The 16566-nt window shown below is 71.0% G+C and carries 13 protein-coding genes; 6 read left to right on the top strand and 7 right to left on the bottom strand.

Annotated features, from left to right (window positions below; genetic code table 11):
- Positions 1-31 precede the first annotated feature (31 nt).
- On the top strand, positions 32-4021 hold the full coding sequence (gene hrpA / locus CA982_RS18800; RefSeq protein WP_208618013.1) for an ATP-dependent RNA helicase HrpA: 3990 nt from the start codon (positions 32-34) through the stop codon (positions 4019-4021).
- On the opposite strand, the gene nrdR is transcribed toward hrpA, so the two are convergent.
- Both nrdR and CA982_RS18790 read right to left on the bottom strand, forming a co-directional pair.
- Positions 3995-4504 (bottom strand): transcriptional regulator NrdR, encoded by a 510-nt coding sequence (nrdR, locus tag CA982_RS18795; protein WP_086536783.1) that lies wholly within the window; start codon positions 4502-4504, stop codon positions 3995-3997. The two genes, hrpA and nrdR, sit on opposite strands and share 27 nt — an antisense overlap.
- Positions 4505-4603: 99 nt before the next feature.
- Positions 4604-5143 (bottom strand): LysM peptidoglycan-binding domain-containing protein, encoded by a 540-nt coding sequence (locus CA982_RS18790; protein ID WP_086536828.1) that lies wholly within the window; start codon positions 5141-5143, stop codon positions 4604-4606.
- Positions 5144-5394: 251 nt separating this feature from the next.
- Between CA982_RS18790 and lexA the strand changes: the two genes are divergently transcribed.
- Positions 5395-6099 carry a transcriptional repressor LexA gene (gene lexA, locus CA982_RS18785; RefSeq protein WP_086536782.1) on the top strand — a complete coding sequence of 235 codons (705 nt, stop codon included), beginning with the start codon at positions 5395-5397 and terminating at the stop codon, positions 6097-6099.
- Here lexA and CA982_RS18780 read toward each other — a convergent pair.
- A complete protein-coding gene (locus CA982_RS18780) occupies positions 6077-7786 on the bottom strand; it encodes a phosphoenolpyruvate--protein phosphotransferase (protein ID WP_086536781.1) in 1710 nt (569 codons plus the stop codon). The two genes, lexA and CA982_RS18780, sit on opposite strands and share 23 nt — an antisense overlap.
- Positions 7787-7935: 149 nt before the next feature.
- On the opposite strand from CA982_RS18780, the gene CA982_RS18775 reads away from it, so the two are divergent.
- The 4 genes from CA982_RS18775 (at position 7936) to CA982_RS18760 (ending at position 12225) form a co-directional block, all read left to right on the top strand.
- Positions 7936-8706: a DeoR/GlpR family DNA-binding transcription regulator gene (locus tag CA982_RS18775; RefSeq protein ID WP_010840857.1), complete on the top strand. Its 771-nt coding sequence runs from the start codon at positions 7936-7938 to the stop codon at positions 8704-8706.
- Positions 8703-9668, top strand: coding sequence for a 1-phosphofructokinase (gene pfkB / locus CA982_RS18770; protein WP_086536780.1), 966 nt, complete (start codon positions 8703-8705; stop codon positions 9666-9668). Before CA982_RS18775 ends, pfkB begins: the two co-directional genes overlap by 4 nt.
- 71 nt (positions 9669-9739) lie before the next feature.
- Positions 9740-11854: a PTS fructose transporter subunit IIABC gene (locus tag CA982_RS18765; protein ID WP_086536779.1), complete on the top strand. Its 2115-nt coding sequence runs from the start codon at positions 9740-9742 to the stop codon at positions 11852-11854.
- A 110-nt stretch (positions 11855-11964) separates the two neighbouring features.
- On the top strand, positions 11965-12225 hold the full coding sequence (locus tag CA982_RS18760; protein ID WP_086536778.1) for an HPr family phosphocarrier protein: 261 nt from the start codon (positions 11965-11967) through the stop codon (positions 12223-12225).
- Positions 12226-12244: 19 nt separating this feature from the next.
- Here CA982_RS18760 and hflX read toward each other — a convergent pair whose 3' ends face one another.
- The 4 genes from hflX to CA982_RS18740 form a co-directional block, all read right to left on the bottom strand.
- Positions 12245-13717 carry a GTPase HflX gene (gene hflX, locus CA982_RS18755; protein WP_086536777.1) on the bottom strand — a complete coding sequence of 491 codons (1473 nt, stop codon included), beginning with the start codon at positions 13715-13717 and terminating at the stop codon, positions 12245-12247.
- A gap of 52 nt (positions 13718-13769) precedes the next feature.
- Positions 13770-14660, bottom strand: a complete 891-nt coding sequence (dapF, locus tag CA982_RS18750) for a diaminopimelate epimerase (protein ID WP_208618016.1) — start codon at positions 14658-14660, stop codon at positions 13770-13772.
- 61 nt (positions 14661-14721) lie between these two features.
- Positions 14722-15657: a tRNA (adenosine(37)-N6)-dimethylallyltransferase MiaA gene (gene miaA / locus CA982_RS18745; RefSeq protein ID WP_086536776.1), complete on the bottom strand. Its 936-nt coding sequence runs from the start codon at positions 15655-15657 to the stop codon at positions 14722-14724.
- Positions 15654-16445: a class III extradiol ring-cleavage dioxygenase family protein gene (locus tag CA982_RS18740; RefSeq protein ID WP_086536775.1), complete on the bottom strand. Its 792-nt coding sequence runs from the start codon at positions 16443-16445 to the stop codon at positions 15654-15656. Before CA982_RS18740 ends, miaA begins: the two co-directional genes overlap by 4 nt.
- Positions 16446-16566 lie beyond the last annotated feature (121 nt).

Here is a 16566-nt window from a genome sequence, read left to right as displayed (position 1 = left end):
GGTCCGCACCGACCCATATCCTGGAGGGATCATGCCGGCCCCGTCTTCCTCACCCTCTCCGTCCCCGGGAGGTGCCCCGTCCACAGGCGCATCGCGCGTCACCCGCTCGGACCTCCTCGGCGCACTCGACGACGTGGGCCTCGTCGACGCCGACCGGTTGCGGCGTCGCATCGACCGGCTCTCGGCGCGCCCCGACGCCGCGAAATGGCAGCAGCTCGTCGCCGACATCGACAAGGCACGCGCACGTCTCGACCGGCGGCGCGCGAGCGTCCCGACTCTGCGTTTTCCCGACGACCTGCCCGTCTCCGCAGCCCGGGACGAGATCGCCGAGGCGATCCGGGACCACCAGGTCGTGGTCATCGCGGGCGAGACCGGCTCGGGCAAGACCACGCAGCTCCCGAAGATCTGCCTCGAGCTCGGCCGGGGCGTCCGCGGGTCGATCGGCCACACCCAGCCCCGGCGGATCGCCGCGAGTTCGGTCGCCAAGCGCATCGCCGACGAGACCGACACCGAACTCGGCGACGCGGTCGGCTACTCGGTCCGGTTCACCGACCGGTCCGGCGCCGACACCCTCGTCCGGGTCATGACCGACGGCATCCTGCTGCGCGAGATCGCCACCGACCCGATGTTGCGCCGCTACGACACCCTCATCATCGACGAAGCGCACGAGCGCAGCCTCAACATCGACTTCATCCTCGGGTACCTGCGCCGGTTGCTGCCCCGACGACCCGATCTCAAGGTCATCATCACCTCGGCGACGATCGAACCGGCCCGGTTCGCACGGCATTTCAGTACCCCGGAGACGTCGGTCCCGGTCATCGAGGTGTCGGGCCGCACCTATCCGGTCGAGATCCGATACCGGCCGCTGAGCCTGCAGGAGCGCCCGGACGACGGGGACGACGCCGGTGGCGGCGAGCATGCCGACCTCGACCAGATCCAGGGCATCGACGCCGCCGTCGACGAACTGTGGGCCGGTGGCCGCGGCGACATCCTGGTCTTCCTGCCGACCGAACGCGACATCCGGGAGACCGCAGACGCGCTGCGTCGCCGAACCGGCGGCGGCAGGGGTCCCGGCGCCGAGATCGTGCCGCTCTACGCGCGGCTGTCGATCGCCGAACAGCAGAAGGTCTTCTCCCCCTCCGACGGGCGCCGGATCGTGCTCGCGACCAACGTGGCCGAGACCTCGGTCACGGTGCCCGGCATCCGGTATGTCATCGACACCGGCACCGCGCGGATCAGCCGGTACTCGACCCGGACGAAGGTCAACCGCCTGCCCATCGAGCCCGTCTCCCAGGCCAGCGCCCGCCAGCGCGCCGGCCGATGCGGTCGCGTCGCGCCGGGTGTCTGCATCCGCCTCTACAGCGAGAACGACTTCGAGTCCCGGCCGGCCTTCACCGATCCCGAGATCCTGCGCACCAATCTGGCCGCCGTCATCCTGCAGATGACCTCGCTCAAGCTCGGCGAGATCGCCGACTTCCCGTTCGTCCAGCCGCCCGACGACCGGGCCATCCGCGACGGCATGGGGGTCCTCACCGAACTCGGCGCCATCACCGTCCCGCGCGAAGGCGGCCCGCCGCGGCTCACCCCGACCGGCCGCTCGATGTCGCGGATTCCGGTCGATCCGCGGGTGGCCCGGATGCTCATCGCCGGACACGAGCTGGGCTGTCTCGACCACCTTCTCGTCATCGCCGCGGCGATGTCGCTCCCCGACCCCCGGGAACGGCCGGCCGAACACCGAGAGGCCGCCGACGCCCAGCACCGGCGCTTCGTCGTCGCCCAGTCGGACTTCCTGTCCTACGTGGAGTTGTGGCGCTATCTCGGCGAACAGCGCACGGCATTGTCCGGCAGCGCATTTCGCCGGATGTGCGAGCGCGAGTACCTGCACTTCCTGCGGATCCGCGAATGGCAGGACCTCCATCGGCAGCTGACCGAGATCGTCAAGGACCTCGACTGGTCGGTGGCCCCCACCGAACTCGACCCCGACGCGGTCCACCGGGCCATCCTGTCCGGTCTGCTGAGCAACATCGCCGCCCGCAACACCGAGGGGCGTGAGTTCACCGGCGCGCGCAACACGACGCTGCTGATCTTCCCGGCCTCGCCGCTCGCCAAGAAGCCGCCCGCGTTCATCATGGCCGCCGAGGTGCTGGAGACGTCACGACTCTTCGCGCACACCGTCGCCGGGATCGATCCGCTGTGGGCCGAGCGCCTCGCCGGCGACCTCGTCAGGCGCACCCACAGCGAGCCGCACTGGTCGGCCCGACGCGGGGCCGCCATGGCCTACGAGCGGGTCACCCTCTACGGCGTTCCCCTCGTCGCACGGCGGCGCGTCGACTACGGACCCATCGACCCGGTCGTCGCACGCGAACTGTTCATCCGGCACGCTCTCGTCGAGGGCGACTGGCGTACGCAGCACGCGTTCTTCGAGCGCAACCGCGCGCTCCTCGACGCCGCCTCCGATGTCGAGAACCGCACGCGCACCCGCGGACTCGTGATCACCGAGGATCAGCTCTTCGAGTTCTACGACCGGCGCCTGCCGCCGGACGTCACCTCGGCACGCCACTTCGACACCTGGTGGAAGAAGGCTCGCCGGGCCGAACCCGATCTGCTCGATCTGCGTCCCGAGGATGTCACCGGCGGCACCGAGGTGGCGCCCACGGACTACCCCGGCGCCTGGCAGCAGGGCGACACCCGACTCGAACTCCGCTACCGCTTCGAACCCGGCGCATCCGACGACGGGGTCACGGTCGTGATCCCACAGGCCCTTCTCCCCCATGTCCGACCGGCCGGCTTCGACTGGTCGGTCCCGGGTATGCGTGTCGAACTGGCCACCGCCCTGGTCAAGTCCCTGCCGAAACAGCTCCGCAAGAGCATGTCCCCCGCGCAGCGGTTCGCCGAGCTCGCTCTCGGCCGGCTCACCCCGCGCGCGGAGCCCCTCGCCGCCGGCTTGGCCCGCGAACTGTCGGCGATCACCGGGATGAGGGTCACCGCAGCAGATTTCGACACCGACCGGGTGCCGGCTCACCTCCGGATGCACTTCGCGGTCGCCGACGACACCGGACGGATCATCGCCCGCGCCGACTCGTTGTCCGAACTCCAGCAGAAGGGCGTGCCCGCGGCGCCGAAGACGGTGACGCGTACGTTGTACCGGACCTGGACCGCCGACGGGATCGGTACGCTCCCCGAGCAGACGACGGTCGACGTCGCAGGGCAGCGGCTCACCCGCTACCCGACGATCGACGCGGTCTCCGATGAGAAGGGCCGCCCCCGTGGCGTGATCGTCGTGGACGCGGCCTCCACCGAGACCCGCGAGCGCCTCCGCCGTCGCGGGATCGACGCCCTGCTCGACCTGGCGATTCCCCCGCTGTCCAAACGGGTCGCCGGATCACTCGGTCCCGCCGAACGACTCGCCCTCAGCCAGAGCCCGTATGCGGACATCGAGGCGCTGCTCGCCGACTGCACGCGACGGGCCATCCGGGACGCCCTCGACGGTGTCGCCGACGCCGAGTTGGCGGCTGTTCGCTCGCCGCAGGCCTTTTCGGCGTTCCTCGAGCGGATCAGGCCACGCGTCGCCGAGGCCGCACCGGACTACTTCTCGCTCGCCGTCGCGGCGCTCGAACGGCTGGCGCCGGTCCGGGCGGCGATCGACCGCCACGCCGGATCGCTGGCCGCCGACGACGTCGCCGAGCAGATCGACCACCTCGTGTTCGACGGCTTCGTGGCGGCCACCGCGCAGCGGCACCTGCAGAACCTGCCTCGGTATCTCGATGCAGCCCGATCCCGTCTCGAAGCGCTGCCCGCTTCTGCCGCGCGCGACCAGGCCGGTGTGGCGGTCCTCGATCGCGTCGTCGAGCGGTGGGCCCAACGGCTGGAACAGGTGCCGGAGCACCGCCGGGCGCGCGTGGACGACGAAGCGCAGTGGCTCGTGGAGGAACTACGGGTGGGGCTGTTCGCCGAGCGTCTCGGTACCGCGTTCCCCGTGTCGGAGAAGCGCGTCCTACGAGCTCTGGACCGACTCGGCTGAGACGGGATCGGCAGCGGTTTCCGCACGCCCGCCCGCGGACGCCGACGACTTCAGGTCGTCGATCTCGCGCTGGAAGTCCTCGACCGAGTCGAATGACCGGTACACCGAGGCGAACCGCAGGTATGCCACTTCGTCGAGATCACGCAGCGGCCCCAGGATCGCGAGACCTACCTCGTTGCTGGGGATCTCCGCCGATCCGCTGGCCCGCACGGTGTCCTCGACCTGCTGGGCCAGTTGCGCGAGTGCGTCTTCGGCGACATGCCGGCCCTGACAGGCGCGACGCACACCGCGCATCACCTTCTCGCGACTGAACGGCTCGGTGACACCGTTGCGTTTGACCACGGCGAGAACGGCGCTCTCCACCGTGGAGAATCGGCGCCCGCACTCGACACACGAGCGACGCCGTCGAATGGCCTGCCCTTCATCTGCGACACGCGAGTCGATGACCTTGGTGTCGTCGTTCTTGCAGAAGGGGCAGCGCATCGTGTCCTCACGCAGGTCGCGGGACGCTGGAACGCACCGAAACCGTGCGCCCCGCCGCTTCTCGGCCGGCCCCTGTGCCATCGAGGATACCGCCCGGCCTCAGCGGTACCGGGGGGTGAGCAGGGGCTGACCCACCTGCAGCGCACTCGACGGCAGATCGTTCATCGCGACGATCTCGTCGATCACGACCTCACGAGGCATCTCGGGCGCCACCCGGCCGGCGATCGAGCTGAGCGACTCCCCGGCGCGCACGTGGACGACCTCCGCGCTCACCGCGGCGGGCGTCATCGAGTCCGAATAGTTCTGACCGACGACACCGAACACCCACACCACGAAGGCGAGCCCGACGCCGGCGAGGACCGCGATCGCCGCGCGGCGACGGCGACGGAACACGGCCGCCTCCGGGCCGACCGGCCCCCGGCCCCGCACGCCCACCGCGGAACCACAGTGCGTGCCGCCGACACGTGGCGTCAGCGGTGACCCGCCCACCGGACGGTTGCCTGCCGGCCGGTTGTCGACGGGGCGGGAGCCGTCGGACAGCGGGGTCCGGGTCCGGACACGGTCGGCGCGGTCGGTGCGCGCCCGGATGGTGTCGGGACGGTCGGTACGGACGGGAGCGACGAGAGTGGCGGTGCGCATGGTGCCCTCCGGGTGTTCGGTGCGGATCTTCTGGTGTTCGGGTGTGGCGGTCGGTGTTCGAACTTCGATCAGATGTTCGATGCACTGATGTTCGAATTTGTAGCACGGCGCACCGACAAAGTCCCGCGACACATCGAACAAATGTTTGAGGTGGAGGTCGCACTCCGCTAGGCTCGGACCCGGCTGAACATCCCCTCGGGACATCCCACGGGCCATCTACCAGCACGTTCCGAAGACGAGAGGAACCGAACATGAGTGACACCGGCGATAGGCGCGGCCGAGCGCGGGGAGCCGACGACGAGGCCCCGATCGACGTCGCCGCCGCCGAGGCCTCACTCACCCCGCGACAGCTCGGGGTCCTGGAAGTGATCCGCCGCTCGGTACGCGAGCGCGGCTACCCGCCGAGCATCCGGGAGATCGGCGACGAGGTCGGCCTGGCGTCGACATCATCGGTCGCCCACCAGCTACGGACCCTCGAGCGCAAGGGCCTGCTCAAGCGGGACGCCAACCGGCCGCGTGCGGTCAACATCGCCCCGAGCGAATCGCCCTCGCCGGAGACCCCGTCGGCCGGCCAGCTGCCCGAGCCGACCTTCGTGCCCGTCCTCGGGCGGATCGCGGCGGGTGGTCCGATCCTGGCCGAGGAGGCCGTTGAGGACGTGTTCCCACTTCCCCGCGAGCTGGTCGGCGAGGGTTCGCTCTTCCTGCTGCGCGTCGTGGGCGAGTCGATGATCGATGCCGCCATCTGCGACGGCGACTGGGTCGTCGTGCGGCAGCAGAACGTCGCCGACAACGGCGACATCGTCGCGGCGATGATCGACGGCGAGGCCACCGTGAAGACCTTCAAGCGTCAGGGCGCCAATGTGTGGCTGATGCCGCACAACGAGCTGTTCGACCCGATCCCGGGCAACGACGCCGTGATCCTCGGCAAGGTCGTCACCGTGATGCGGCGAGTCTGACCTCTCCACCGACCGAACGGTCGAGCACCGCCGCGGCGGCTTCCCGCGCCGCGGCGGGATCGGACGTGGCCAGGGCGGCGTCGGCAGCAGCGCGGCAGTCCTGCGCGGTCACCTCGCCGAGCCGGGCGCCCACCGCAGCGGCCGCGGCCGGCGCGCTGGACAGCGACGTCACCCCGAGACCGACGAGCACGCAGGCGAGATTCGGATCGGCGGCCGCCTCACCGCACACCCCGACCGGCTTCCCCTGACGGACACCCGCCGCGGCGACACCCGCGATCAGGCTCAGCACGGCGGGCTGCCACGGGTCGGTCAGTCCGGCGAGGTCGGCCGACATCCGATCGGCCGCCATCGTGTACTGCGTCAGATCGTTGGTGCCGATGGACACGAAGTCCACCTCGGCGAGCACGGCCTCGGCCAGGATCGCCGCCGCGGGCACCTCGATCATGACCCCGGCGACGAGGCCCCGTCCGCGAACCTCCGCGGCGAAGGCGCGCGCCTCGGCCGGCGAGGCGATCATCGGCGCCATGACCCACGGCGCGACGTCGGAATCCGCGGCGGCACGCGCGATCGCGTCGAGCTGATGAGCGCGGATCTCGGGATGCGCCAGGGCGATTCGATCCCCACGGACACCGAGCGCGGGATTGGACTCGTCGGGGTGGGTCACGAACCGGAGGGGTTTGTCCGAGCCGGCGTCGAGGGTACGGATCACCACCTTCTGGCCGTCGAAGGCATCGAGTACCTCGCGGTAGATCGCCGCCTGTTCGTCCACCGACGGTTCGTCGGCACGTTCGAGGAAGGCGAGTTCGGTGCGGAAGAGTCCGACGCCCTCGACCGGGTGCCCGGCGGCGGCCCGCGCCGACGATCCGTCGGCGACATTGGCGAGCACCGAGACGGCGATGCCGTCGGCGGTCTGCCCCGGACCCGTCCACCCGGCGACGAGCTCGGCGTGCCGACGATCCTCCTCGACTCGCGCCCGCGCCGTCTCCGCGTCAGGCTCCACCTCGACCCGGCCGGTCGTCCCATCGACGAGAACCGTTGTGCCGGGACCGATCTCGTCGAGATCGGCCACGGCCACCACACACGGAATCCCCAGTTGCCGGGCGATGATCGCGGTGTGGCTGGTCGGCCCACCCAGCCGGGTGACGAGCGCGATCGTGGTCGTCGGGTCGAGGCCGGCGGTGTCGGCGGGCGCTAGGTCGTCGGCGAGCAGCACCGAGGGCACCTGCGGTGTCGGCACGCCCGGTTCGGGTAGACCGAGCAGTTCGGCGAGCACGCGGTCGCGAACATCGTTCAGATCGGTGACCCGCTCGGCCATCAACCCGCCGAGTTTGGCGAACACCGCCGCGAACTGATCGGTCGCGGCGACGGCAGCGGCCTCGGCCGTGGCGCCCTTGGTGATGAGCGCGCTCGCGGCCCCGATCCACCCCCGGTCCTCGGCGAGTCCCGCAGTCGCCGCGAGCACCTCCGCGGTCACCCCGGTGTTCTGGGAGGCGCGCGTACGCAGTCGCGAGGCGACGGCGCCGGCCGCCGTGGCGAAGCGTGTCACCTCGTCGGCACGACGCTCCTCGGGGATCTCCACGCCGACGCCGAGCTTCTCCGGTGAGTGATCGGGTCGTCCGCCCGGCCACAGCGCGGGACCGTGGGCCAGTCCGCCGACCACCGGGGTCCCTGTCAGGATCTGCGCCATCGTCTTGCCTCTCACTCGACTACCGATGTGACCACCGTTACAAAAAGTGCTTGACTTGTCAACACAAACAGGCGTAAACACAATTACTACAACATGCAATCCCACACGCCTCAACAAGCGGGGTGGTCGGAACCGGAGATCGGAGCGGTGTGTACGCCGAGGAGAGACAACAGGCGATCGTCGACGAGGTGCGCGTCGCCGGGCGGGCGTCGGTGGCCGCGCTCGCCGAGAAGTTCGACGTCACGAGCGAGACCGTCCGTCGAGACCTCGCCGTCCTGGAGCGTGCCGGACATCTGCAGCGAGTCCACGGCGGTGCCGTGCGCGCCGAGGTCATGCGCGCCCTGGGCGAGCTCGGCATCGACGAGCGCGAGTCGAGCCAGATCGAACAGAAGACGGCGATCGGCCGGGCGGCGATCCGTTTCCTGCCGCCGGACGGCGGTTCCGTGCTCTTCGACGCCGGCACCACGACCTACCGCGCCGCCGAGGCGACCGCGCCCGATCGGAGGCTCACCCTGTTCACCAACAGCCTGCCCATCGCCGGCCTGCTGGCCGGCACCCACCCCGACGGGCTCCATGCGCTCGGCGGACGCGTCCGTGGTCTCACCCAGGCCACGGTGGGCGTCGAGACGGTGGACGCGCTCCGCCGCCTGCGGGTCACCACCGCGTTCCTCGGCACCAACGGTCTGAGCGAATCTCATGGGCTGTCGACTCCCGATCCCGACGAGGCGGCGGTGAAAGCGGCGATGGTCGCGGCCGCGCAACGCGTCGTGGTCCTCGCCGACAGCTCGAAGATGGATCGCGAAGACCTCTCCTCCTTCGCCGGAATCGACGACGTCGACGTCCTCATCACCGACTCCGGGATAGACCCGGCCTTCTCGGCGGCACTGTCCGCGCGCGGCGTCGAGGTCGTGATCGCATGATCGTCACCGTCACCGCGAACCCCAGCCTCGACCGCACCCTCGAGCTCGGCGCACCGCTGGCACGCGGCGAGGTGCAGCGCGCCGGTACGGTCCGCACCGAACCCGGCGGCAAGGGCGTCAACGTGGCCCGCGTCGTCGCGGCCGCCGGCCTGTCCACCCGAGCCCTGCTCCCCGCGCGGACGGGCGACCCGCTGCGGACCGCACTCGACGAGCTCGGACTCCCCTACGACGCCGTGCCCGTCGACGGCGAGGTCCGCTCCAACATCACCATCGCCGAGTCGGACGGCACGACCACCAAGATCAACGCTCCGGGTGTCGCGCTGACCGCGCGGGATCGCGATGCGCTCGTCGAACTCATCCGGGCGCACGCCGCCTCCGCCCAGTGGGTCACCCTCTGCGGCTCCCTCCCGCCCGGCGTGCCCGACGACTGGTACCGCGCGATCGCCGACGACCTCGTCCTGGCCGGGTGCCGCGTCGCGGTGGACACGTCCGGCGCCCCGCTCCGGGCCACCGTCGCCGGTCGCGTCGACCTGATCAAACCCAACGAGGACGAACTCGCCGAACTGACCGGCGCCGACCCGGCCACGCTCCGGGAAGCCCTGTCGCGCAACGACCTCGAACCCGTGGTCGAGGCCGCGACCTCGATCGCGGATCAGATCGGCGGCAACGTCCTGGCCACACTCGGCGCCGCCGGCGCCGTCCTGGTCACCGCATCGGGCGTCTGGTCGGCGACACCCCCGCCGATCGTGCCGCGCAGCACCGTCGGCGCCGGCGACTCCTCGCTCGCCGGCTTCCTCATCGCCCAGAGCACGGGGGCCTCGCCCGCGGACTGCCTCCGGTCGGCGGTGGCCTACGGCGCCGCGGCCGCCTCGTTAGCGGGCACCCAGGCCCCGACTCCCGACCATCTCGACCTTCCCGGCGTCCGGGTGACCGAACTGTCGGGAGCCGCGCGCATGACCTGACGCCCCGGAACAACCCGAACCGCCCAGAACCACCCGTTGACCCCGTACCCCCTGTCACCGAAGGACATCCCATGACCGAGCAGATCATCACCGCCCAGACGGTGAGTCTCGACGTCGACGCCGGCGGCGATCCCGCCGCCGTCATCACCACGCTGGCCGACGCGCTCGCCGCAGCCGGCCGGACCACCGATCCCGCCGATCTCGCGCGGGCTGCGCTGGACCGGGAGGCCAAGTCCGCGACCGGACTTCCCGGCGGCATCGCCATCCCGCACGCCCGCACCGCGTCGGTGACCACGGCCAGCCTCGCCATGGCGCGGCTGTCCCGCAAGGTCGACTTCGGCGCGCCGGACGGGCCTGCCGACCTGGTCTTCCTCATCGCCGCCCCCGAGGGGGGCGCCAGCGCGCACATGAAACTCCTCAGCTCGCTGGCCCGCTCGCTCGTCCGGCCCGACTTCGTGGCCTCGCTCCGTGCGGCGGAGAACGAGGAGCGAGTGATCGAACTGGTCGACGAGGCCATCAACCCCTCACCCCCGGCTGCTGCGACCGCGCCGCCGGCCTCGTCGGTATCGACCGCGAAGACCGAGGGCGTCCCCCCGAGCACGGACACCCACAGCACGGACACCCACAGCACCGAGCCCACGGACCAGACCGCGGAGTCCGCGAAGCCGCGCATCGTGGCGATCACCGCGTGCCCGACCGGGATCGCCCACACCTACATGGCCGCCGATGCGCTCAAGTACGCCGCCGAGCGGGCCGGTGTCGAGTTCGCGGTGGAGACCCAGGGGTCCTCGGCCACGACCGCCTTCGATCCGGAGGTGATCGCCTCGGCCGATGCCGTCATCTTCGCCACCGACGTCGGAGTGAAGGGCCGCAACCGGTTCAGCGGCAAACCCGTCATCGCCTCCGGGGTGAAACGGGCGATCAACGAACCCGACGCGATGATCGCCGAGGCGATCGCGGCGGGACGCAACCCGAAAGCGGCGCGCGTCACCGGCGACGGCTCGGACGCCGACGCGGCGGAGTCGTCGACATCAGGGGTGGGCCTCGCGGGCCGCACGCGCCAGGCTCTCATGACCGGTGTCAGCTACATGATCCCGTTCGTCGCCGCCGGCGGACTCCTCATCGCACTCGGCTTCCTCCTCGCCGGCTACGAGGTCGCGAACACGACCCTCGACGACGGCGGCACCCTCAGCGACGGCGCCTTCATCGCGCTGAACAACAGTCTGTGGGACCTGCCGTCCGGCGGACTCCTGCAGTACCTGGGCGCGGTGAGCTTCGCGATCGGCTCGGGGGTGATGGGACTCGCGGTCCCGGTGCTCGCGGGCTACATCTCGTTCGCGATCGCCGACCGCCCCGGAATCGCACCCGGTTTCGTGGCCGGGATCGTCTCGCTCGCGGTGGGCGCCAGCTTTATCGGCGCGCTGATCGGCGGTCTCATCGCCGGCGTGGTGTGCCTGTGGATCGCGCGAACCCCGGTGCCCCAGTGGGCGCGCGGCCTGATGCCGGTCGTGGTGATCCCGCTGTTCGGCAGCATGATCGTCGGCGGGTTGCTCTACATGGTGCTCGGCAAGCCGCTCGCCTGGCTGACCGAGCAGATGAACAGCGGCCTGGAGAGCATGTCCGGCGGATCGGCCATCGCCCTCGGAATCGTGCTCGGCCTGATGATGTGCTTCGACCTCGGCGGGCCGGTCAACAAGACCGCCTACCTGTTCGCCACCGCCGGGATCGCCGACGCGGCGACCTCCGGAACCGCCCAGTACCAGATCATGGCGGCCGTGATGTGCGCCGGCATGGTCCCACCGCTGGCGCTCGCACTCGCCACCGTCCTGCGCCCCGGCCTGTTCACCGAGCCCGAGCGCGAGAACGGCAAGGCCGCATGGCTTCTCGGCGCGTCCTTCATCTCCGAGGGCGCCATCCCGTTCGCGGCGGTCGATCCCTTCCGCGTCATCCCGTCGATGATGGCCGGCGGTGCGCTCAGCGGCGCGCTGATCATGGCGTTCGGCGTCGAACTCCGCGCCCCGCACGGCGGCATCTTCGTCTTCTTCGCGATGAACAACTGGGTGCTCTTCCTCGTCGCGCTCGTCGCCGGTACCGTCTTGTCCGCCGTCCTGGTGATCGCGGCCAAGCAGGTGCATCGCAGTCGCGATGCCGTCGCCTTCGACGAACTCGAGGCGGTCGCCGCCTGACGCCTCGACGACGCGACCACACGACCACGCGACATCCGGGTCGGAGCCCGGCACCGAATCGCACGACGACCGATCACATTCGACACCTCACCCCACCAGAAGGAGTTCCCATGCCCAGCACCACCGCCACCGTCGGCTCCGCCGTCGGTCTGCACGCCCGCCCCGCCACGATCATCGCCGAGGCGGTCGCCGAGATCGGGAGCCCGGTGACATTGGGCCTCGAGGGCGGCGACCCGGTGGACGCGGGATCGGCGCTGATGATCATGACGCTCGGCGCCGAGAAGGGCACCCGGGTGGTGGTCACCGCCGACGACCAGACCGCGCTCGACACCGTCGTCGATCTCGTCGAGAAGGACCTCGACGCGGACTAGTCCATACGCAGGGATCCGTTCAGATCCGGAGGTCCGCGATCTCGCCCGCGAAAGCGGCCGGGACGCGGACCTTCAACGTCGTGCCGGCCGCGGTGTGCTCGGAGGAGATGACCTCGCCCTCGCTGTGGACGCGCGAGACAACGTCGCCCCGGTCGAACGGCACCTCGATGGTCATCTCCACGTCCTCGCGACCGACGAACTCACGAACCCGCCCGAAGAGTTCGGGCAGTCCCTCGCCGGTGCGGGCGGAGATGAAGACCGCATCCGAACCGAGCGCACCGCGCAACTCGGTGAGGCGGTTGCCGTCGATCGCGTCGATCTTGTTGATCACCAGCAACTCCGGCGGCGCGGTGACCCCCTCCTCGGCGACGATGTCGTTGATGACCTGGCGGACAGCCGAGATCTGTTCCATCGGAAAGGCGTCCGCTCCGTCGACGACGTGCAGCAGCAGGTCGGCGTCGACGACCTCCTCGAGCGTGGAGCGGAATGCCTCCACGAGCTGGGTCGGCAGATGACGGACGAAACCGACGGTGTCGGTGAACACGACCGCCCGACCGTCGTCGAGCGTGGCGCGCCTCGTGGTGGGATCGAGGGTCGCGAACAAGGCGTCCTGCACGAGGACCCCCGCACCGGTCATCGCGTTGACCAGACTGGACTTCCCCGCGTTGGTGTATCCGGCGACGGTGATCGTCGGGATCGAACCACTCTTGCGCGCAGCGCGTTTGGTCGTCCGCGCCTTCTTCATGCCGCGGATCTCGCGGCGCAGTTTGGCCATCCGCTCCCGGATCCGCCGACGGTCGGTCTCGATCTTGGTCTCACCCGGACCGCGAAGGCCCACGCCGCCGTTGCTGCCGGCCCGGCCACCGGCCTGCCGGGACATCGACTCGCCCCAGCCGCGCAGCCGCGGAAGCATGTACTCCATCTGTGCGAGGGAGACCTGCGCCTTGCCCTCCCGCGAGGTCGCGTGCTGGGCGAAGATGTCGAGGATCAGCGCGGTGCGGTCGATGACCTTGACCTTCACCACCTTCTCCAGCGCGTTCAGCTGCGCGGGGGTGAGCTCACCGTCGCAGACGACAGTATCGGCGCCGGTCGCGAGGACGATCTCGCGGAGTTCCTCGGCCTTGCCACTGCCGATGTAGGTGGCGGGGTCGGGTTTGGAGCGGCGCTGGATCACCGCGTCGAGGATCTGCGAACCGGCCGTCTCGGCAAGCGCGGCCAGCTCGGTCATGTTGGCCTTGGCGGCGGCCGCGCTGCCCTCGGTCCACACGCCGACCAGGACCACGCGTTCCAGTCGTAGCTGCCGGTACTCGACCTCGGTGACGTCGGTGAGTTCGGTGGAGAGTCCCGCGACGCGTTGCAGTGACGCGCGCTCGGAGAGTTGGAGTTCGCCGGTGGTGGGGTCCACGCCGTTCGGGTCCCCACTGGTGGGACCCGCGGTGTCCCGGACACCGAGATCGGCTGCGGACATGATGTCTTCTCGTGATTCGGTCATACGAGGTCCATGGTCTCACGTCCGCCGGGACGCGAGCACGCGAATATCGAGCTCAGCACTCCCAGCCGGGCCGCAGCACGCCGTCGGCGACCAGCATCGACGGTCCGCGCAGGGTCGATCCGTCGGGACGGATCGTCACCGTGACCTCACCGCCGGGGATGCCGATGCGTAACTCCCCCGTGTCCGTCCCGCGGGCGTCGAGCGCGGCGCGCGCGGCCGCGACCAGGCCGGTCCCGCAGCTGCGCGTCTCGCCGACACCTCGCTCGAAGACCCGCATCCGCGCGGTCAGGCCGCCATCGGGCCCCTCGACGGGCGGGGTCAGCAGTTCGACGTTCGCACCATGGGGGAAGTCGTCGGCCTCGATGGTGACGCCGGCGCCGAAGTCGACCGCGTCGAGGTCGGCGGCGGTCATGTCGGCGACGACGCACGCCAGGTGGGGATTGCCGACGTCGACCATCGCGCCCGGGTAGATGTCGTCGCCGATGCGGACCACCGACGATCCGTCCAGGCGTGCCACGCCCATCTCCACGGTGACCTCGGCGTGCACCGCGTCGAAGGAGTGGATGGTGACGCCCCGGGCGCCCGCCCGGGAACCGACGGGGAACGTGTCGGAGTCAATCAGGCCCGACGCGCGTACGAAGTGCGCGAACACCCGGACGCCGTTGCCGCACATCTCGGCGACCGAGCCGTCGCCGTTGCGGTAATCCATGAACCAGTCGTCGTCGGACACCCCGTCGGGCAGCGCATCGAGTACGCCGGCGGCCAGCAGGGCGCCCGAGCGCGCGACGCGCAGCACTCCGTCCGCGCCGATCCCCCGCTGCCGGTCACACAGCGCGGCGACCATCTCGGCGTCGAGCGTCAGCTCGGCCTCGGGGTCGGCGAGGACCACGAAGTCGTTCTGGGTGCCATGCCCCTTGACGAAGTGGAGACCGGCACCATGCACACCCTGGGGGGGCAGGCCGTCGTGCGCACTGCTCTGCGGGGCGGAAGTCACGGACAACAGCCTACGGGGCGTCGCCGGCGACGACACGCAGCGCTCGGTCGAGGAGGCCGGGTGCGGCGGCGTCGAGCCACACGGCCCGGTGATCGCGCCGGAACCACGACCGCTGCCGCCGGACGTACCGCCGGGTCCCGATGAACGTCAGTTCCTCGGCCTGCGCGAGGTCGTACTCGCCGTCGAGAGCGGCGAGCACCTGCCTGTAGCCGATGGCCTGCGATGCCGTGCGCCCGTCCCGGAGGCCGCGGGCACAGAGCTCCTCCACCTCGCCGACGAGACCCTGCTCGAACATCGCTCTCGTCCGCCGCCGGATCCGGTCGTCGAGTTCCTCGGTGTCCCGGTCGAGGGCGAGGATGATCGTGCCCCAGCGCGGCTCGCCGATCGTGGGTTGTGACGCGGCGAACGGCGCACCCGTCAGCTCGACCACCTCGAGCGCCCGCACGATGCGGCGGCCGTCGGTGTCGAGGATGGTCGCCGCCGCAGCCGGGTCGACCGAGGCGAGCAGCCGGTGCATCGCGCCCACCCCGCGCTCGTCGAGCAGGTCCTCGTAGCGCCGCCGGACGTCGGGGTCGGTAGCCGGGAACTGCCAGTCGTCGAGCAGTCCCTGGACGTACATCATCGATCCGCCGACGATCACCGGAACCCGCCCCGCCGCGCGCAACCGATCGACGTCGGCCCGCGCGGCCTGCTGATAACGCGCGACGGTCGCCACCTCGGTCACGTCGAGCACATCGAGCTGATGGTGCGGGATGCCGCGGCGCTCGGCGGGCGGGAGCTTGGCCGTTCCGAGGTCCATGCCCCGGTACTGCTGCATGGCGTCGATGTTGATGATCTCCCCACCGAGCCGCTCGGCGAGGTCGAGCGCCAGGTCGGACTTGCCTCCGGCGGTCGGGCCGACCACAGCGATGGGGGTGGGGGCCTCCGGGAGGGATGCCGGGTTCACCGGTCGCGTCCACCGTGCTCGACGGTCCACGTCGCGACGACGTACCCCACGCCGAAGGGTGCGTCGGCGAAGTCGAGTGCGCCCCGGGCGCGCCGGTCGCCCACGAGGCCGGCCGCCACCTGCCACGCGACCCGGCCACCGACACCCTCGACATCGCACTGCTGCGGATCGAGAGCCGCCAGCGCTGACGTGTCCGCCGAACCGAGCGCAGCGACGACGGCGTCGTTGAGCGCCACCGCCGACTCCCGCCGACCCCCGCCGGGAGCCTTGTCGGTCAGCGCCGTCGACCCGTCGCCCACCACGAGGACCGCGACCCTCTCCGTCCCCTCCTCGAGCGGCGCGGACAGCTCCGCTCCGAGCGCCGCACAGTCCGCGGGCGGCGTCGTCGACCCGACACTGCACACGTGCAGGGGACCCAGTGACATCCGCTCGGCGACCCAGCCGGCGATGAGGACCGACAGGCTCATCCGCGGCGTCGTACCGTCGAGAGCGTTGTCCGCGGCGGTGACTGTCGGGGACCCTGCCGCTGTCGGCGTCACGGTGTCGGTCGCGACCGGGACGTCGACGCCGAACCGCGCGAAGGTCCCCCGCACCGGCTCGCAGACCCGGCCCGCGGTCGCCGCGTCGGCGGTCCCGAGAGCCACCCAGCGGTCGATGCCGAGCTCGCGCGCCGCCGCCACCGCGTCGAACACGGCCCGGCGCACCGGCTGGGTGTCAGACGCAGCCGGTCCGGCCAGTTCGGGAACCAGCAGAGGAGCACTCGGAACGAAGACGAGGGCCGCAAGCACACCACGACGCTAGTCGAAAACAACGGGCCCGCTCGCTCCGCTCCCGGCGCGCGAACATTCGGCCCGCTCGCTCCGCTCCCGGCGCCGGGACATTCGGCCCGCTCGCTCCGCTCCCGGCGCC

It is taken from the genome of Gordonia lacunae (assembly GCF_002149015.1).
GTDB lineage: Bacteria > Actinomycetota > Actinomycetes > Mycobacteriales > Mycobacteriaceae > Gordonia > Gordonia lacunae.
This window is presented reverse-complemented; position numbering and strand designations above follow the sequence as displayed.